Source organism: Streptomyces sp. NPDC102402, assembly GCF_044765765.1.
Classification (GTDB): Bacteria; Actinomycetota; Actinomycetes; order Streptomycetales; family Streptomycetaceae; genus Streptomyces.
Genome location: NZ_JBIWKR010000009.1, coordinates 124,314 through 142,099 on the forward strand (window position 1 = coordinate 124,314; position 17,786 = coordinate 142,099).

Here is a 17,786-nt window from a genome sequence, read left to right on the forward strand (position 1 = left end):
CTCAGGCCTCCCTCGCCACCGCGCACACGGCCCGGCAGATTCGCGCCACATCGTCATCACCGGTCACATAGGGCGGCATCGTGTACACGAGATCGCGGAACGGACGCAGCCACACACCCTCGCGGACCGCGGCCCTCGTGGCGGCCGCCATGTCCACTTCGCGATCGAGCTGCACGACCCCGATCGCACCCAGCACCCGGACGTCACGGACGCCGGGCAGGCCGGCGGCTTCGGCCAGACCGGCGCGCAGCCCCGTGCCGATCCGCTTCACCTCCAGTTCCCAGTCCTGGCCGAGCAACAGGTCCACGGACGCGCAGGCCACCGCGGAGGCGAGCGGATTACCCATGAACGTCGGCCCGTGTGCCAGCACGGGCACGTCGCCGCTCGAAATGCCCTCCGCCACCCGAGAGGTGCACAGGGTTGCCGCCAGCGTCAGATAGCCGCCGGTCAGAGCCTTGCCGACGCACATGACATCCGGTGACACCCCGGCGTGGCCGGCCGCGAACAACTGCCCGGTCCGGCCGAAACCTGTCGCGATCTCGTCGAACACCAGCAGGACGTCGTTGGCGTCGCACGCCTCACGGAGCACCCGCAGATACGCGGGGGAATGGAACCGCATGCCCCCCGCACCCTGCACCACGGGTTCCACGATCACCGCTGCCAGCTCGTCGGCATGGGCGGCCACCAGCTCGCTCAGGTGCCGTGCGTACGCGTCGTCCGGCTCGGCGTCGAAGCCGTCCGGAGGCGCGTCCGCGAAGATCTGCCGCGGGAGGGAGCCCGACCACAGCTCGTGCATCCCGCCCTCCGGGTCGCACACCGACATCGGCTGCCAGGTGTCCCCGTGGTACCCGCCCCGCCAGGTCAGCAGCCGGTGCTTGGCCGGCCGTCCCGCCGAACGCCAGTACTGCAGGCACATCTTCACCGCGACCTCGACGGAGACCGACCCCGAGTCGGCGAGGAAGACGTGTTGCAGCGGCTCCGGAGTGATCTCCACCAGCCGCGTCGCCAGCCGGACGGCGGGCTCGTGCGTGAGCCCGCCGAACATCACATGGCTCATCCGGTCCAGCTGGCCGCGTGCGGCCTCGTTGAGCACCGGATGGTTGTAGCCGTGGACCGCCGACCACCAGGACGACATGCCGTCCACCAACTCGTCCTGCCCATGGGCGGGTTCGGCGAGCCGGAGGCGCACTCCGGACGCGGACTCCACGACCAGCGGCTCCTGCCGGCCCGGCATCGGGCCGTAGGGGTGCCAGACGTGGGCCCGGTCCAGGGCGCGGAGTTCCGCGGGGCGGAGCGGATCAGGCATTGGGCGCGAGGTCCGTTCCGGCACCGCGACGGCGGACCGCCACCAGATCCGTACGCGCCGCCGACGGCACCTCGGACGGGTCCGGAGCGGATGCGTCGGCGGCGTCGCCGCACGGCGCGCAGCCGCCCTCGTGCGAGCCGCAGCCCCCGGCCGCAGTCGCACGGTGTTCGGGGAGCGTCGTCGTGGCCGCGCCCTCCACCTCGAACCCGGCGTCCGCGATCATGTCGAGGTCGGTCTGGCCGGACTGCCCCTCGCTGGTCAGATAGTCGCCGAGGAAGATGGAGTTGACCAGATTCAGGGCGAGCGGCTGCATCGAACGCAGATGGACCTCGCGGCCGCCCGCGAGCCGCACCTCGACGTCCGGGCACACGAACCTGACCATCGCCAGGATGCGCAGACACCGTTGCGGCGTGAGGTGCCAGTCCTTCGCCAGGGGTGTGCCCTCCATGGGAATCAGGAAGTTCACCGGCACCGAGTCGGGATCCAGCTCGCGCAGCGAGAAGACGACGTCCACCAGGTCGGCGTCGGTCTCGCCCATGCCCGCGATCAGGCCGGAGCAGGCCGAGAGCCCGGCGGCCTGTGCCTGCTGCACGGTGTCCACCCGGTCGGCGTACGTGTGCGTGGTCGTGATGTCCCCGTACGTCCCCTCAGAGGTGTTGAGGTTGTGGTTGTACGCGTCGGCGCCCGCGGACCTCAGCCGGTCCGCCTGGCCCTCCGACAGCAGGCCCAGGCACGCACACACCTCGACGCCCTCGTGCTGCTCCTTGATCGCCTCGATCGTCCGCGACACCCGGTCGACGTCCCGGTCGGTCGGCCCGCGGCCGCTGGCCACCAGGCACACCCGCTTCGCACCGCCCGCGACCCCCGCGGCGGCGGCCTTCTTCGCCTCGTCCGGTTTCAGCCAGGTGTACTTGAGGATCTCGGCCTTGGAGCCGAGCCGCTGCGAGCAGTACGAGCAGTCCTCGGGGCAGAGTCCGGACTTCAGGTTCACCAGGTAGTTGAGCTTGACGCGCCGGCCGAACCACTCGCGGCGCACCTTTCCGGCCGCAGCCACCACGTCGAGCAGTTCGTCGTCGGAGGTCGCCAGCACGGCGAGCGCTTCTTCACGGGTCGGCAGTTCGCGCCGCAGCCCCTTGTCCACCAGCGTGTTCAGCAGGTCCATGGCCTTGATCCTGACGTACGGCACCGCCATCGGCCAAGGAGGAACCGGACAGGAGAGCAGGTCGATGCTGTGTGTATTGCCACACCCTGGCCTGTTGCGCACCCGGTTAGGGTCTGTGAGCTGCCTACAAAAAGGGACCCGCCCATGTCCTACGCCCCGTTCGACTGGATCGACGACGAGGCCCGGCGCCGTGCCGACGCCGGACTCGTCCGGACGCTGCGTCCTCGGCCCGCCGGGACGGAAGTGCTGGACCTCGCGAGCAACGACTACCTGGGTCTCAGCCGGCACCCCGAGGTCACCACGGCGGCGGCCGAGGCGGCACGGATCTGGGGCGCGGGCGCCACCGGCTCGCGGCTGGTCACCGGGTCCACCGCGCTGCACGCCGAACTCGAACACGAACTGGCCGCCTTCTGCGGATTCGAGGCCGCCCTGGTGTTCTCCTCCGGCTACGCGGCCAATCTCGCCGCGCTCACGGCACTCACCGGGCGCGATTCGCTGATCCTTTCCGACGCGGGCAACCACGCCTCGATCGTCGACGGCTGCCGACTCTCCCGGGGCACCACCGCCGTCATGCCGCACGCGGACCCCGAGGCGGTGCGCGCGGCGCTCCAGGCGCACGGCGGGCGGGCACTGGCGGTGACCGACTCCGTCTTCTCGGTGGACGGTGACGCCGCCCCGCTGGCCGCACTGGCCGCGGCCTGCCGCGACGCGGGCGCGGCCCTCCTCGTGGACGACGCGCACGGGCTGGGTGTCCTGGGGGACGGCGGGCGCGGTGCGCTCGCGGCCGCCGGGCTCGCGGGTGGAGAGGGGATCGTCGCTACGCTCACCCTCTCCAAGTCGCTCGGCAGTCAGGGCGGAGCGGTGCTCGGCCCTGCCCGGGTCATCCGCCACCTGGTCAACACGGCCCGCACCTTCATCTTCGACACCGGCCTCGCTCCGGCGGCCGTCGGCGGCGCCCTGGGTGCTCTGCGGCTGCTGCGCCGCGAGCCGGCGCGCGCGGCCAGGGCCGGGGCGGTCGCCGTCGAACTCCACGGCCGGCTGACCGCCGCAGGTCTGACGGCCGTACGCCCCGACGCCGCCGTCGTGTCCGTCCGCGCGCCCTCGGCGGAGTCGGCGGTGCGCTGGGCGGCGGAGTGCCGGGCGGCCGGTGTCGCGGTGGGGTGCTTCCGGCCGCCGTCGGTGCCGGACGGGATCTCGCGGCTGAGACTGACCGCAAGGGCGGACCTGACGGGGGAACAGATCGGGGCCGCCGTGGGGGCACTCGTCGCGCATGCCCCTCTCCCGGTCAGCTGACCGGGAGTCCGTGGAGTCCCGCGACGAAGCCCGTCCATGCCGCGGTCGAGAAGCGGAGCGGCGGCAGGTCCGTGTCCTTGGAGTCCCGTACGGCGAGCCCGTCGTCGCCGAGCCGTGCGGTCTCCACGCAGTTGTTCATCCCGGTGCTGCGGCTGCTGCGCCGCCACCTGGGTGCGGGCTGTGCGAAACGGTCGGACATCGTGCCCCCCTCGGGCAGTCTGAAGGTTCCGTCTGACCGCCGCTTCCTACTGCGGCGATGAGGTCCAGCGAACGCTCCGGCGACAGCGCGTGAGCCTGCATCGTGCGGAAGGCCGAGCTGTACGCCTCAAGGTCTTCTCTCCGCTCCAGATAGAGGCTACTCGTCAGATGGTCAAGAACGACCACATCCAGATCAGAAGTGTTCGGAAAGGAGAAGATTACGAAAGGTCCGGTGAGCCCGATATAGCTGCCTGCGTCGAAGGGCAGTAACTGGAGCGTCACCTGGGGGAGCTGAGCTGCCTGGGCCAGGTGGTGCAGCTGTTCCTCCATGACCCGAGGGCCGCCGACCTCCCGCCGCAGCACGGCCTCGTCGAGCACGACGCTGAGCCGCAGCGGCCGGGGCGCCTGGAGGACGCTCTGCCGGGCGAGCCTGACCTCCACCAGCGAATCGAGCTGTGCCGGCGGCAGCCCGTCCAGCGAGGACATGGTCACCGCCCGCGCGTAGTCGGCGGTCTGCAGCAGCCCAGGGACCACCGATGTCTCGAGCGTGCGGGCGGCATCGGCCTGGGACTCCAGGCTGATGAAGTCGCGGTACTGGGGCGGAATCAGCCCTCGGTAGGCGTGCCACCATCCGGTTCCGCCGCCGCCGGCGGAGCCCGCCAGGGCCTGGAGCAGGGAGCGCAACTGCCTGTCGTCCACGCCGTACGCGTCCAGCAGCCGGGTCACGTCACGAGGTGTCACCCCGCTCGCCCCCGTCTCGATCCGGCTCACCTTCGACTGGTGCCAGCCCAGCATCCCGGCGGCTTCCCGGCTCGTGAACCCCGAGGTGTGGCGCAGGCTGCGCAGCTCCTCACCGAGCTTGCGGCGGCGTACCGCCGGCCCGTTCCGCATCGCGGCCTCCTCCCGTTGTGCGGAGAGCCGCCCCGGCGGGTCCGGCTCGGAAAGGGGCCAGTGTCGCGCTCGTACGAGGATCAGCGGGGGGAGTTCACCGTAATGAGCGACAGATATATGCATATCTTGGTGGATCGCCGTCATGAAGGGCGTCATCGGTGGCAGTCTGGCGCGAAGCACAATCCAGGCCGGCCGTGGGCCGGTCAGGGCGGGAAGGGACGGCGTCGCCATGGCAGACCATCAGGAAGCAACCGTCACTCTGCCGAGCGATCCGGCCTCGGTTTCCGAGGCCCGCAGATATGTGGCCCGCGTACTCGCCGAATGGGGCCTGGCCGAGGACGACGACACGGCGGACACCATCCGGCTGGTCGTCTCGGAGCTGGCCACCAACGCCGTCCAGCACACCTTCGGGCAGTCGCCCACCTTCACCGTGGACCTGCGTCTCGACCGTGACGTCGAGTTCTTCCTCGGGGTGACGGACAGCCACCCGCGCTGGCCCCAGCGGCTGCCCGCCGCCGTCCGGCAGGACAACGGCCGCGGCATGGTGATCATCCGGGCCCTGGTGAAGGAGTACGGCGGCCGGCTCGGCGTCAGCCCCACCCCGGACGGTGGCAAGACCGTGTCGATCGCTCTTCCCTGGCCGGTTCCCGTACAGACCTGAGAGGGCCGAGCAGGCACGCTCACGGAGCGGAGGCCCGGCCGAACCCGCTGCGCAGCAACGCCCTCAGTGTCTCCGCGGCCGGGGTGTTCCGGTCCCCCCGGTGCACCACGGAGATCGTCCGCCGGAAGGCGGCCGGTTCCAGGCGCCGCACCGCGAGAGGGGCCGGTGACATCGCGGCCACCATCTCAGGGACCACCGCCACGCCGAGGCCCGCACTGACCAGGGCGCACACCAGGGCGTAGCCGGGCGACTCGCACACCACGGCGGGGGTGGCCCCCGCCTCGGCCAGCGCACGCTCCACCCCGCGCCGCGGCGGGTGCTCAGGTGCGCTGCTGATCAGCGGGCGGCCCGCGAGCCCCGCGACGGGCAGCGGACCGCTGCCTTCGGACAGCATCTGCCCGGGGGCGGTGACCAGTACCAGTTGCTCGACGAGGAGTGGTTCGGCGGACACCCCCGCCGGCATCGGATCGGCGGCCGCGGGTTCGTAGGCATGGGTCAGCGCCAGGTCCACCTCGCCCGCCGCCACGGCGGCGACCCCGGCGGGCGGCTCGTAGTCCGTCACGGCCAGTTCCACGTCGGGGTGAGCGCGCCGGAACGCGGTGAGCACCGGAGGCAGCAGGTGGATCCCCGCTGTCACGAACGTGCCGACGCGCAGTCGGCCGCCCGAGAGCCCCGCGAGCCGGGCCAGCTCGTGCCGCGCCTGGTCCATCTCGTCCAGCACACGCCGGGCGCGCCCCGCCAGCAGCTCGCCGGCGGCCGTCAGCCGGGCCCCGCGATGGTGGCGGACGAGGAGGGCCGCTCCCGCCTCCCGCTCGAGTTTGGCCAGCTGCTGCGAGAGGGCGGGAGCGGTGTAACCGAGCCGTGCGGCGGCCTTCGTGATCGAGCCGGCCTCCGCCACCGCCACCAGCGCGGCCAGCCGTGTCGGGTCGTACATTAAGCGTTCCTTTTGGCAGACCCAGAAGATTGCAAGTACACGTTAAAGGGCGGATGCGGTCAGGGTGGAGCCATGGACGCACAACTGCTCGCCTTCGTCGCCGTGGCCGCGGGAATGGTGGCACTGCCAGGGGCCGACTTCACCGTGGTCGTACGCAACGCGCTCGCATCCCGGAGATCCGGGCTGGCCACCGCCGTGGGAGTGGCGGGAGGGCTCCTGGTGCACACCGCGCTGGCCGTCGCCGGGCTCGCGGCCGTGCTCGTGACGATGCCCGTCCTCTTCCGCACCGTTCAGCTGCTCGGCGGCGCGTACGTGCTCTACCTCGGCCTCAGCGGCCTGTACGCGATGCGGTGGCGGGCCACGGCCGCGGCGGAGACCGGGAGCAGGGCGCCTTCGGGGCTCCGGCGTTCGCTGCGCCAGGGGTTCCTGACCAACGCACTGAACCCGAAGGCGCCCGTCCTCTTCCTGAGTCTGCTGCCCCAGTTCGTCCCCGACGGGCAGCCGCCCCTGCCCAGGACCCTGCTGCTCGCCTCGGTGGTCGTCCTGCTCGCGCTCGTCTGGTTCCCGGCCGTGGCCCTCCTGGTGGACCGGCTGGGCCGGTGGCTGCGCCGGCCGCGTACCGCCCGTGCGATCGAGGGCGGCAGCGGCACGGCGCTCACCGCGCTGGGACTCGTGCTGGTGACGGGGCCCCTGCTGCGCTGAACCAGGTGGGGAGGAAGGTCAGTGGACCCTCCCGTACCAGACGTTGCCGGACCAGATCCTCTCCAGCCGGACCACGGCTCCGGTCTTCGGCGAGTGCCAGATCTTTCCGCTGCCGGCGTAGATGCCGACGTGGTACACGCTGCGGCCCGCGTGGAAGAAGACCAGGTCGCCGCGTTTCCGCTGCGACCTGGAAATATGGCGGGTCTTGTTGTACTGCTGCTGGGCCGTGCGGGGTAGCTTCTTGCCCGCTTTCTTGAACGAGTAGAGCGTGAGCCCGGAACAGTCGAACCGGTGAGGGCCTGTGGCGCCCCATCTGTAGGGCGCCCCCTTCTTCGACGCGGCGACCTTGAGCGCCGTCGCCGAGTGGGCGGCGGCCTCGGCGTCGTTCACGAAGCCGGGGGCCAGCATGGTGGTCCCTACGGCGAAAGTCAGAGCCGAGGCCGTTCCGACCCGGGCGAACAGAGACGGGACATGAACCTGCGCAGTCATGCGCAACCCTTCGTCAGCCGCCTGTGAAGGATGACCTGTCGGGTTCGGGCTGGCGAAGTTGCCCGGCCGCGCGAAGCGGCTTCACCCCGAGGGCCGTCCGGATGTCCGGGCGGCCCGTTGTGCTCGGGTCCTCCACTCCTGCCGATCCACTTCTGTCGACCAGGCATCCGGACAGCGGCAGGACTCGGCGTCCGCCCGGACCGCCCCGCCGCGGTGGCGGGGGCTTGTCGTCCCAGGGATCTTTACGCAAGGACTGCCGGATTTCCTCCCTGAAGTGGCGACATGTGAAAGTCGTCACCACTGATCCGAACGGGTGGACGCGGCTCGTCCGGCCTCCCGGCGGCCGCACCGGACCAGCCGCGCACCAGCAGCGGAACAGTGGATTCCGTTCAGCGTCCGCGCCCTTTGCGCAAGTTGGACTGTCCCTCGGGAGGGGGAGCTTCTACGCCGAACGAGCGAGGAAAACTCATCGGCCGACCGGGCGTGTCGGGAAAGGGCACCGAAGGAGCCGGCCCGCTCGCCGGATCGGGTGACCGGACCGCTCAACTCGACGGGGCGGGAGGCACGGCGACCCGGCCCGCGCGGCGCTCCCCGTCCAGCAGCCGCAGAGCCCGGGCCAGGGTGTCCGCGTGGATCTGCGACTCACCCCGCTCGTGCATCAGCACGAGTGCCTCGCGGAGGGCGGTTGCCCTGGACGCGAGAGCCTGGGCCGCGCGGAGGGCTCCGTAGGTGTCGCCGCCCCGGGCGGGATTGATGCGGCCGAGCTGGTCGAGCACTTCCAGGTAGCAGTCGATGAACTCGGCCTCGGCGCGGGTCAGTGCGGGAAGCGGCGGGAACCGGGGTGGGAGCATCGGGCGTTCACCTCGCGGGATGCGGCGGCTGGGACGGTGTGCGGTTCTCCACGACGTGGTCCACCAGCCCGTACGCCAGGGCGGCCTGGGCGTCGAGGATGGTGTCCCGTTCGATGTCGGCGCTGATCTGCCCCGCGGAACGCCCCGTGTGACGGGCCAGCATGGCCGTGAGCAACTCACGCTCGCGCAGCAACTCGGCGGCCTGGATGTCGAGATCGGAGAGCTGGCCCCGCACCGGCTTGTCCAGGACGGGTTGCTGAATGACTACCCGGGCGCCCGGCAGGGCATGTCGGCGTCCCGGTGCGCCGGCCGCGAGCAGCACCGCGGCACTGGAACCCGCCTGGCCGAGGCAGAAGGTCTCCACCTCGCAGGCGAGGAAGTGCATGGTGTCGTAGATCGCCGTCATGGCGTTGAAGGAGCCGCCGGGCGAGTTGATGTAGAGGGACAGGGACCGGTCGGGGTCCGCGTGCTCCAGATACATGAACTGCGCGATGAGATCCGTCGCCGCGGTGTCGTCGACGGGCGTGCCGAGAAAGACGATCCGCTCCGACAGCAGCTTCGCATACGGGTCCATGCTCCGGGACCCGTATGCGGTGCGCTCGGTGAACTCGGGCAGAACGTGGCGGGCGGCGGGACGGAACATGATGATGCCTCTCCTCGGAATCCCCACAGGCACGGACCGGCGTGAGCGCCCGGCACGTAAAAAATGTACAGGACGTACAGAAGGTTATGATGGTGACCATGGCCTACGAGATTCCGGTGACGCAAGCCCGCGCAGAGCTCGCCGAGCTCATCAACCGCGTCGTATACGGCGGCGAGAGAGTGGTCGTGACCCGGCACGGCAAGCCGCTCGTGGCGCTGGTGTCAGCCGCTGACCTGCAGCGACTTGAGAGCGAGGAGTCGGCGGAGGAGGAGCAGGTGATCCGGTCGGTGTCCTCGATCCACTCGGCGCCGTCCGCTGCGGGCGAACGGCGCCGGTTCGGTATCGCCGCGGAGCACCGCGGTCACGACCGGGAGGACTGACTGCCCGGCCGGCGCGGCGACCGGCCGGGACGGCCGCGCGAGGTCGGGGGGCCGCTGCCGGTGGGGCGCTGAACGCGGGAGGCCGTGTCTCCCGGCCACTGGGGCAGGAGACACGGCCTCGATTGGTGCGGAACGCTCAGCCGGTGAGCGCGGGTTCACGCTCACGGCCGACGGGCTCGGCGCCGCCGGCGGCGGGCACCGGACGCGTGCGCCCGCCCGCCACGACGGCGACGAGGCCCAGCAGGGCCCAGGCGGCCAGGACGAGTGCGGCACCGCCCGCCGCGCTCCCGTCGAAGAACGCGACGGACCGCAGCATGGACCCACCCGCGCCCGGCGGCAGCCACTGGCCGATCGCACCGACCGGCTCGGGGAGCATCTCCGGCGCACTGGTGACGCCCGAGAACGAATTGCCCAGCAGCACCATCAACAGGGCTCCCACCCCGATGCCCGGTGCGCCGATCAGTGCGGCCAGCCCGGCCACCGGCGCTCCGATCGCCAGCACGGTCAGCCCGATGGTGCCCGCCTCGGCCCACCAGTCGCCAGTGATCACGCCGAGCCAGCTGTCGGTCAGGGCCGTGGCGGCGATGCCCACCAGTGCCGCCGCGCCGAGGAGGGTCACGGCGGCCCGGACGCCGCGCAGCCCGAGAAGGGTCACGACCGCTCCGGCGGCCACCCCGGCGAGAGCGAGCGGCAGGATGCTCGCGCCCAGAGCGCCTCCACGGGGGTCGGCCTCCGGCGCCGCGACGACGTCCGTGACCGGCACGCCGGCCCCGCCGGGTGCCGCCGCACCGGCCGCCTCCGTGAGCAACTGGGCGACGACCGGGCCCGCCGCCGAAGCGGTGAGCAGTTGCGGACCCTTGTCGGTGACCACGACCGCGCCGTATACGGCGCGGTCCTCGATCGCGGCACGGGCGGCGGCCGCGTCGTCGTACCGGTGGACCTCGAAGGCCCCCTCGCGCTGCTCGAACCGCGCCTGCAGCTGATCGGCGGCCGGCGCCGCGCCGGCGATGCCGACCGGAAGATCGCGTGGGGCGATCCTGGCGGCCGGCCAGGAGAAGGCCCAGAGCGCGAGCGTCACTATCAGGGGGACCAGCAGGACGGCCGACACCGCGCGGCGGTTCGGTGCAGCGGGCATGGCGGGTGCCTCAATTCAAAGAGAAGGATCGTTCGTTTTGAGTGGCCTCCACTGTCGCGCCGCCTTCGGTCCTTGTCAAGAATGAATGTTCGTTTTAGATTGGTCGCATGGCACGCGTATCCCAGGAGCACCTCGACGCCCGCCGCCGGCAGATCCTCACCGGAGCGGCACGCTGCTTCGCCGGCAACGGCTTCCACGGCACGTCGATGCAGGACGTGCTGAAGGAGGTCGGGCTGTCGGCAGGAGCCGTCTACCGCTACTTCCCGGGCAAGGAGGACCTGATCGCGGCCATCGCCGACGAGGCGTTCGGCGGTATCCGCGAGGCCTTCGAGGAAGCCGCGCACCTCGTCCCGCCGCCCACGCCCGACGTGCTCCTGGGGCGGGTGCTCCGGGGGGTTCTCGAGGGGCGGATGTATGGCATGGAGCGCCGTGAGTGCACCATGCTCGTCGTCCAGGTGTGGGCCGAGACCATGCGGAACGAGCGCCTGGCGAAGACGCTCGACGAGGGATACGCGGGAATGCGCGCCGCCTGGGCGAAGCTGGTGGAGGCATATCGCGCGGCCGGCATCATGCACTCCGATGTGCCGGCCGACGACGTCGCCCGCACGATGATCGCCACCGCCCAGGGCTTCATCGCGCAGGAAGCCCTGTTCGGCGGGGTCGAGGTCGAGGCCCTGGAGAACGGGCTGCGAGGCCTGATGTCCATGGATCCGCAAAAGATCAGTTAACGCGCCGGAAAAACTTCCGCCCTAACGTGCAATACCTGGTCGCGGAATCCTCTTCATCGTTCAACAGAGTGTTGAAGGCGGGATAGGGTCCCGCTGCGCCCGGGGCAGGTACCGGGCGGAAGACGAAGAGGGTGGAAGCGTGCAACTGACTCCGCACGAACAGGAACGCCTGCTCGTCCATGTGGCGGCCGACGTCGCAGAGAAGCGCAAGGCGCGTGGACTGCGGCTGAATCACCCCGAGGCGATCGCGCTGATCACCTCGCACCTTCTCGAAGGCGCCCGCGACGGCCGGACCGTCGCCGAACTGATGGCCTCCGGCAGGAAGGTCCTCACCCGCGACGACGTCATGGAGGGCATCCCCGAGATGATCCACGACGTCCAGGTCGAGGCCACCTTCCCGGACGGCACCAAGCTGGTCACCGTCCACGAGCCGATCGTCTGACGGGGGAGCAGCCGATGATTCCCGGAGAGATCCTGTACGCACAGGAGCCGGTGGCACTCAACGAAGGGCGCCCCGTCACCCGCCTCACCGTCCTCAACGCGGCGGACAGGCCCGTCCAGGTCGGATCGCACTACCACTTCGCCGAGGCCAACACCGGCCTGGACTTCGACCGTCGCGCGGCCCACGGGCTGCGGCTGAACATCGCCGCCGGAACCGCCGTGCGCTTCGAGCCCGGCATCCCCGTCGACGTCGAACTCGTCCCGATCGCAGGCCTGCGCATCGTCCCCGGACTGCGCGGCGACACCGGAGGTTCCCTCGATGCCTGAGCTCAGCCGACCCGTGTACGCCGACCTGTTCGGACCCACCACGGGTGACCGCATCCGGCTCGCCGACACCGATCTCGTCGTCGAGATCGAGGAGGACCGGTCCGGGGGCCCCGGACGGGCGGGTGACGAAGCCGTGTTCGGCGGCGGGAAGGTGATCCGCGAATCGATGGGCCAGGCGCGCACCACCCGCGCCGAGGGTGCTCCCGACACGGTCATCACCGGCGCGGTCGTCATCGACCACTGGGGCGTCGTCAAGGCCGACATCGGTATCCGGGACGGCAGGATCACCGGCATCGGCAAGGCCGGGAACCCGGACACGATGGACGGCGTGCATCCCGACCTGGTGATCGGACCGGAGACCGAGATCATCGCGGGCAACGGCAAGTTCCTCACCGCCGGAGCCATCGACGCGCACGTCCACTTCATCTCGCCGACCCTGATCGACCAGGCACTCTCCTCCGGGATCACCACGCTCGTCGGGGGCGGCACGGGCCCGGCGGAAGGCACCAAGGCCACGACGATCACCCCGGGCCCCTGGCATCTCGCGCGGATGTTCGAAGCGCTCGAGGGGTACCCCGTCAACATCGGCCTGCTCGGCAAGGGCAACACGATGTCCCGCGAGGCGATGCACTCCCAACTGCGCGCCGGAGCGCTGGGGTTCAAGATCCACGAGGACTGGGGTGCGACGCCTGCCGTCATCGACGCCTGCCTGGGTGTCTGCGAGGAGACCGGTGCCCAGCTCGCCATCCACACGGACACGCTCAACGAGGCCGGATTCGTCGCCGACACGCTGGCGGCCATCGCGGGGCGCTCGATCCACGCGTACCACACCGAGGGAGCGGGCGGCGGGCACGCTCCCGACATCATCAGCGTGGTCTCGGAGCCCTACGTCCTGCCCAGCTCCACCAACCCGACCCGGCCGCACACCGTCAACACGATCGAGGAGCACCTCGACATGCTGATGGTCTGTCACCACCTCAACCCGACCGTGCCGGAGGACCTCGCCTTCGCCGAGTCCCGTATCCGGCCGTCGACGATCGCGGCCGAGGACATCCTCCACGACCTGGGGGCCATCTCGATCATCTCCTCGGACTCCCAGGCGATGGGCCGGATCGGCGAGGTGGTCCTCCGCACCTGGCAGACCGCCCACGTGATGAAGCGGCGACGGGGCGCCCTGCCGGGCGACGGCGCCGCCGACAACCGCCGGGTACGTCGCTATGTCGCCAAATACACGATCAACCCCGCGGTGGCCCAGGGCCTGGACAGGGAGATCGGCTCCGTCGAGACCGGCAAGCTCGCCGACCTCGTGCTGTGGGACCCGGCCTTCTTCGGCGTCAAGCCGCAGACGGTGATCAAGGGCGGCCAGATCGCGTACGCGCAGATGGGCGACGCCAACGCCTCGATCCCCACCCCGCAGCCGGTCATGCCCCGCCCGATGTTCGGCGCCGTGGGCCGGGCTCCGGCGGCCAACTCCTTCAACTTCGTGTCCTCGGCCGCCATCGAGGCCGGCCTGCCCGAACGTCTGGGGCTCGGCAAGACGTTCGTGCCGATCACCAGCACCCGGGGCGTCACCAAGGCGGACATGCGGGAGAACGACGCCCTGCCCCGGGTCGAGGTCGACCCCGACAGCTTCGCCGTCACCATCGACGGTGATCCGGTCGAACCCGCACCCGCCGCCGAACTGCCCATGACCCAGCGGTACTTCCTCTTCTGAGGGCCGGGCAGCACTTCATGACGACACGCGCAGCCCTGCTCGTCCTCGCCGACGGCCGGTTTCCCGCCGGTGGCCACGCCCACTCCGGTGGTGCCGAGCCGGCCGTCAAGGCAGGACACATCCGCGACGCCCGGGACCTGGCGGACTTCTGCCTCGGCAGGCTCCACACCACCGGGCTCACCTCCGCCGCACTCGCCGCGGCGGCGGCCCACGGCCTCGACCCGCTCGCGCTCGACGAGGCCGCCGACGCCCGGACACCCTCACCCGCGCTCAGGAACGTCGCGCGCAAGCTCGGCCGGCAGCTGATGCGCGCGGCACGGGCCACCTGGCCCAGCCCCGAACTGGCCGCGCTCGCCGAGGCGAGACCACGCGGTGCCCACCAGCCCGTCGTCCTCGGCCTCACGGCGCGAGCGGCCGGCCTGAGCCCCGTGGACGCCGCGCACTGCGTCGCCTACGAAGCGGTCAGCGGGCCGGCCACCGCGGTGGTCCGTCTCCTGTCCCTGGACCCCTTCGAGGCGACCGCGGTGCTCGCCCGGCTCGCGCCCGCCCTTGACCAGGTCGCCGAACAGGCCGCCGAGGCCGCGCTGCGGGGCATCGACGCGCTGCCGGCCGCCTCCGCCCCGCTGCTCGACATCTCCGCCGAGGCCCACGCGGCCTGGCCGGTCCGCCTGTTCGCGTCCTGAACCACGGCGAATCCCCCCGCCCGTCATCACAAGGAGTCGTATCCATGCATCTCGACCACGCGCACAACGGCCCGGCGGCAGTCAGCGCGGACGCGGCGCGTCCGGACGGCACGCGCCGCGCCCTGCGCATCGGCCTCGGAGGGCCGGTCGGCTCGGGGAAGACGGCCACCGTCGCCGCACTCTGCCGTGCGCTGCGTGACCGGATCTCCATCGCCGTCGTCACCAACGACATCTACACCCGCGAGGACGCCGCCTTCCTGCTCCGCAACGCCGTACTGCCGCCCGAGCGCATCCAGGCGGTCGAGACCGGTGCCTGCCCGCACACCGCGATCCGCGACGACATCTCAGCCAACCTCGAAGCCGTCGAGGACCTGGAGGACTCCGTGGGCCCCCTCGACCTCATCCTGGTCGAGTCGGGGGGAGACAACCTCACCGCCACCTTCTCCAAGGGGCTCGTGGACGCCCAGGTCTTCGTGATCGACGTCGCGGGCGGCGACGACATCCCGCGCAAGGGAGGCCCCGGTGTCACCACCGCGGACCTTCTCGTCATCAACAAGACGGACCTCGCCCCCTACGTCGGCTCCGACCTGGACCGGATGGCCCGGGACGCCGCCGAACAACGCGGGGAGCTTCCCGTGGTGTTCACCTCACTGACCGGCGCCGACGGTGTCGCGCCCGTCGCCGACTGGGTGCGGGCGAGGCTCGCGGACTGGTCCGCATGAGCGTCACGGCCACCGCGCGGATCACGGCGGCCGCCGACGGGCGGGGATCGACCTCCCTCCCGGTGCTCGAGAGCGAAGGGCCGCTCGCCGTGCGCCGGACCAGGTCCCCGGACCCCGCCCGAGCACGCGTCACCGTGGTCGGCGCGATGAGCGCACCCCTCGGCGGCGACCGGCTGGCCATCGAGGTCGGGGCCGGGAAGGGGACGCGGTTGACGGTGGACTCCGCCGCCGCCACCGTGGCGCTGCCGGGAGCCGGCCCCGACGCCGGCCCCGCGGCGTACGACGTGCGGCTGAGTGTGGGGGAGGGGGCGGAGCTCCACTGGCTCCCCGAACAGCTCGTCTCCGCGAGCGGGAGCGCACTCGACATGACCACCCGTGCCGAACTCGCGGACACCGCACGACTGGTGCTCCGAGAGGAACTGATCCTCGGCCGGCACGGCGAGACCACCGGCCGTCTCTCGTCCCGTCTGACGGTCCGCATGGCCGGACGACCGCTGCTCGACCAGCAGCTCGCCTACGGGCCGGGCGCGCCCGGAGGCTGGGACGGGGCGGCGGTGCTGGGCGGGCACCGGGCCGTGGGGCAACTGCTCCTCGTCGACCCCGCGTTCGACGAAGGCCTGCCGGAGCCGAGGCTGCTCGGCCCCTCCGCCGCCCTCACCCCGCTCGCGGGCCCCGCCGTCCTCGTGACGGCGCTCGCCGCCGACGGGCGGCTGCTCCGAGCGGTGCTCGACGAGGCACTGGAGGGGCTGCTGAAGGATTCAAAGGCCCTTCGCAGGACCTGAGTTCGCTCAGCGGGCAGTCGGCACCGGTTATTGGTTCGGTAAAGAAACACGCGTACGCCCTGTTCTCAGCAACCCCACAGACGAAAGGATCCGCCTGGACACATGAACCACTGCGCCGCCCCGGGCGGCGCATCACGCAGGGGGAGGTTCCACTTGAAGCGCACAGCGGTGCTCGGCTCGGCCGGCACTCTGATCGCGGGCACGCTCATAGCGGGGGCGATAGCCACACCGGCCGCCGGTGCCGACAGCCGGCACGACGCAGGCCAGGAGGCACGCGGCGTCCAGATCGCCGCCGCCCGGGCCGCGACGGCCGGCATCGACTGGACGGACTGCCCGGCCGACTGGGCGATCGCCGCACCCATCCAGTGCGGATGGGTGAGCGTCCCGCTCGACTACGGCAAGCCCAACGGCAAGCAGATCAAGCTCGCGGTCGACCGGCACGTCAGCACGGGCACCAAGGGCGAGCGCCAGGGCGCGCTCGTCTACAACCCGGGAGGCCCCGGCGGCTCGGGAATGGCGTTCCCGAAGCGCGTCGTCACCAAGAACCCGCTCTGGACGAAGGCCGCGAAGGCATACGATTTCGTCGGCTTCGACCCCCGCGGGGTCGGCCACTCGGCGCCGATCTCCTGCATCGACCCCCAGGAGTTCGTGAAGGCCCCGAAGGCCGACCCGGTTCCGGACAGCGAGGCCGACAAGCGGGCCCAGCGCAAGCTCGCGGCCGAGTACGCCGACGGCTGTGCCGAGCGCAGCGGCGACATGCTGCCGCACATGACCACGCCCAACACCGCACGCGACCTCGACGTCATCCGCGCCGCGCTGGGCGAGAAGAAGCTCAACTTCCTGGGCGTCTCCTACGGCACCTACCTGGGCGCGGTCTACGGCACGCTCTTCCCGTCGCACGTACGCCGCATGATCGTCGACAGTGTGGTGAACCCCGCCAAGGACAACATCTGGTACGAGGCCAACCTCAACCAGGACATCGCCTTCCAGACCCGCTGGAACGACTGGAAGGCCTGGGTCGCCGAGAATGACGCGGCCTACCACATCGGGGACACGCCCGAGAAGGTCGAGCAGGCGTGGCTCACCCTGCGCGCGGCGGCCAAGAAGAGCCCGATCGGCGGCGTCGTGGGACCCGCCGAGCTCATCGGATTCTTCCAGAGCGCGCCGTACTACGACTCCGCCTGGGCGCCCACCGCCCAGATCTGGAGCGACTACCTGGGCGGCGACACCCAGGCGCTGATCGACGCCGCGGCACCCGACCTGTCGGACACCGCGGGCAACATCAGCTCGGAGAACGGCAACGCCGTGTACACCGCGGTCGAGTGCGCGGACGCCCAGTGGCCCACCAGCTGGAAGAAGTGGGACCGCGACAACACCCGGCTGCACAAGGACCACCCGTTCATGACGTGGGCCAACGCCTGGATGAACCTGCCCTGCGCGACCTGGCCGTCCAAGCAGCAGACTCCCCTGGACGTCCGCACGGGCAAGGGCCTGCCTCCGGTGCTGATCGTGCAGTCCACGCGTGACGCCGCCACTCCGTACGAGGGCGCCGTCGAACTGCACAAGCGCTTCAAGGGCTCCCGGCTCATCACCGAGAAGGGCGCCGGCTCGCACGGTGTCACCGGCCTGGTCAACCCCTGCATCAACGAGCGGGTGGACACCTACCTGCTCACGGGGCAGACCGACCGGCGCGATGTGACGTGCACCCCGCACGCCACACCGAAGCCGTGATCACCACCTGAAC

Annotated in this window: 21 protein-coding genes and 1 riboswitch; of the genes, 12 read left to right on the forward strand and 9 right to left on the reverse strand. The window is 71.2% G+C overall.

Going from position 1 to position 17,786, the window contains the following annotated elements; translation table 11 throughout:
* Position 1: 1 nt before the first annotated feature.
* Both ACIRJR_RS25100 and bioB read right to left on the reverse strand, forming a co-directional pair.
* Complete coding sequence (locus ACIRJR_RS25100) at positions 2-1,306, reverse strand: adenosylmethionine--8-amino-7-oxononanoate transaminase (RefSeq protein WP_403784494.1); 1,305 nt, start codon at positions 1,304-1,306, stop codon at positions 2-4.
* Positions 1,299-2,468: a biotin synthase BioB gene (gene bioB / locus ACIRJR_RS25105; RefSeq protein ID WP_403784743.1), complete on the reverse strand. Its 1,170-nt coding sequence runs from the start codon at positions 2,466-2,468 to the stop codon at positions 1,299-1,301. The genes ACIRJR_RS25100 and bioB overlap by 8 nt, the downstream gene beginning before the upstream one ends.
* A gap of 144 nt (positions 2,469-2,612) precedes the next feature.
* Between bioB and ACIRJR_RS25110 the strand changes: the two genes are divergently transcribed.
* Complete coding sequence (locus ACIRJR_RS25110) at positions 2,613-3,761, forward strand: 8-amino-7-oxononanoate synthase (RefSeq protein ID WP_403784496.1); 1,149 nt, start codon at positions 2,613-2,615, stop codon at positions 3,759-3,761.
* On the opposite strand, the gene ACIRJR_RS25115 is transcribed toward ACIRJR_RS25110, so the two are convergent.
* Both ACIRJR_RS25115 and ACIRJR_RS25120 read right to left on the reverse strand, forming a co-directional pair.
* Entirely contained in the window at positions 3,754-3,960 is a 207-nt protein-coding gene (locus ACIRJR_RS25115; protein ID WP_403784498.1) for a DUF397 domain-containing protein, read from the reverse strand. The genes ACIRJR_RS25110 and ACIRJR_RS25115 overlap by 8 nt on opposite strands.
* Complete coding sequence (locus ACIRJR_RS25120) at positions 3,897-4,850, reverse strand: helix-turn-helix domain-containing protein (RefSeq protein WP_403784745.1); 954 nt, start codon at positions 4,848-4,850, stop codon at positions 3,897-3,899. The genes ACIRJR_RS25115 and ACIRJR_RS25120 overlap by 64 nt, the downstream gene beginning before the upstream one ends.
* Positions 4,851-5,079: 229 nt before the next feature.
* Between ACIRJR_RS25120 and ACIRJR_RS25125 the strand changes: the two genes are divergently transcribed.
* Positions 5,080-5,511 carry an ATP-binding protein gene (locus ACIRJR_RS25125; protein WP_403784500.1) on the forward strand — a complete coding sequence of 144 codons (432 nt, stop codon included), beginning with the start codon at positions 5,080-5,082 and terminating at the stop codon, positions 5,509-5,511.
* 19 nt (positions 5,512-5,530) lie between these two features.
* Here ACIRJR_RS25125 and ACIRJR_RS25130 read toward each other — a convergent pair whose 3' ends face one another.
* A complete protein-coding gene (locus ACIRJR_RS25130; protein ID WP_403784502.1) occupies positions 5,531-6,445 on the reverse strand; it encodes a LysR family transcriptional regulator in 915 nt (304 codons plus the stop codon).
* 72 nt (positions 6,446-6,517) lie between these two features.
* On the opposite strand from ACIRJR_RS25130, the gene ACIRJR_RS25135 reads away from it, so the two are divergent.
* Positions 6,518-7,147 (forward strand): LysE family translocator, encoded by a 630-nt coding sequence (locus ACIRJR_RS25135; protein ID WP_403784504.1) that lies wholly within the window; start codon positions 6,518-6,520, stop codon positions 7,145-7,147.
* An 18-nt stretch (positions 7,148-7,165) separates the two neighbouring features.
* Here the strand turns inward: ACIRJR_RS25135 and ACIRJR_RS25140 are convergent, their stop codons facing one another.
* From ACIRJR_RS25140 to ACIRJR_RS25150, 3 genes are all read right to left on the reverse strand, one after another.
* Complete coding sequence (locus ACIRJR_RS25140; RefSeq protein WP_403784506.1) at positions 7,166-7,636, reverse strand: C40 family peptidase; 471 nt, start codon at positions 7,634-7,636, stop codon at positions 7,166-7,168.
* Positions 7,637-7,639: 3 nt separating this feature from the next.
* Positions 7,640-7,812: riboswitch (cyclic di-AMP (ydaO/yuaA leader) on the reverse strand.
* A 366-nt stretch (positions 7,813-8,178) separates the two neighbouring features.
* Positions 8,179-8,487, reverse strand: coding sequence for a hypothetical protein (locus ACIRJR_RS25145; protein ID WP_403784508.1), 309 nt, complete (start codon positions 8,485-8,487; stop codon positions 8,179-8,181).
* 7 nt (positions 8,488-8,494) lie between these two features.
* The gene (locus ACIRJR_RS25150) at positions 8,495-9,130 is read right to left on the reverse strand and encodes an ATP-dependent Clp protease proteolytic subunit (RefSeq protein ID WP_403784510.1); all 636 of its coding nucleotides are present in this window, start codon (positions 9,128-9,130) and stop codon (positions 8,495-8,497) included.
* Positions 9,131-9,228: 98 nt separating this feature from the next.
* Here ACIRJR_RS25150 and ACIRJR_RS25155 point away from each other — a divergent pair, with 98 nt between their 5' ends.
* Positions 9,229-9,510, forward strand: coding sequence for a type II toxin-antitoxin system Phd/YefM family antitoxin (locus ACIRJR_RS25155; RefSeq protein ID WP_403784512.1), 282 nt, complete (start codon positions 9,229-9,231; stop codon positions 9,508-9,510).
* A gap of 136 nt (positions 9,511-9,646) precedes the next feature.
* Here ACIRJR_RS25155 and ACIRJR_RS25160 read toward each other — a convergent pair whose 3' ends face one another.
* The gene (locus ACIRJR_RS25160) at positions 9,647-10,645 is read right to left on the reverse strand and encodes an ABC transporter permease (RefSeq protein ID WP_403784514.1); all 999 of its coding nucleotides are present in this window, start codon (positions 10,643-10,645) and stop codon (positions 9,647-9,649) included.
* 107 nt (positions 10,646-10,752) lie between these two features.
* Between ACIRJR_RS25160 and ACIRJR_RS25165 the strand changes: the two genes are divergently transcribed.
* The 8 genes from ACIRJR_RS25165 (at position 10,753) to ACIRJR_RS25200 (ending at position 17,773) form a co-directional block, all read left to right on the forward strand.
* Positions 10,753-11,373 carry a TetR/AcrR family transcriptional regulator gene (locus ACIRJR_RS25165; protein WP_403784516.1) on the forward strand — a complete coding sequence of 207 codons (621 nt, stop codon included), beginning with the start codon at positions 10,753-10,755 and terminating at the stop codon, positions 11,371-11,373.
* Positions 11,374-11,512: 139 nt separating this feature from the next.
* The gene (locus ACIRJR_RS25170; RefSeq protein WP_403784518.1) at positions 11,513-11,815 is read left to right on the forward strand and encodes an urease subunit gamma; all 303 of its coding nucleotides are present in this window, start codon (positions 11,513-11,515) and stop codon (positions 11,813-11,815) included.
* A 14-nt stretch (positions 11,816-11,829) separates the two neighbouring features.
* Entirely contained in the window at positions 11,830-12,141 is a 312-nt protein-coding gene (locus ACIRJR_RS25175) for an urease subunit beta (protein WP_329226270.1), read from the forward strand.
* Entirely contained in the window at positions 12,134-13,855 is a 1,722-nt protein-coding gene (locus tag ACIRJR_RS25180; protein WP_403784520.1) for an urease subunit alpha, read from the forward strand. Before ACIRJR_RS25175 ends, ACIRJR_RS25180 begins: the two co-directional genes overlap by 8 nt.
* Before the next feature lie 17 nt (positions 13,856-13,872).
* On the forward strand, positions 13,873-14,538 hold the full coding sequence (locus ACIRJR_RS25185; RefSeq protein ID WP_403784522.1) for an urease accessory protein UreF: 666 nt from the start codon (positions 13,873-13,875) through the stop codon (positions 14,536-14,538).
* A gap of 44 nt (positions 14,539-14,582) precedes the next feature.
* Positions 14,583-15,260 (forward strand): urease accessory protein UreG, encoded by a 678-nt coding sequence (gene ureG, locus ACIRJR_RS25190; RefSeq protein WP_403784524.1) that lies wholly within the window; start codon positions 14,583-14,585, stop codon positions 15,258-15,260.
* Positions 15,257-16,042 (forward strand): urease accessory protein UreD, encoded by a 786-nt coding sequence (locus tag ACIRJR_RS25195; protein WP_403784525.1) that lies wholly within the window; start codon positions 15,257-15,259, stop codon positions 16,040-16,042. Before ureG ends, ACIRJR_RS25195 begins: the two co-directional genes overlap by 4 nt.
* A 153-nt stretch (positions 16,043-16,195) precedes the next feature.
* Complete coding sequence (locus ACIRJR_RS25200; protein ID WP_403784527.1) at positions 16,196-17,773, forward strand: alpha/beta hydrolase; 1,578 nt, start codon at positions 16,196-16,198, stop codon at positions 17,771-17,773.
* The last annotated feature ends 13 nt before the right edge of the window (positions 17,774-17,786 follow it).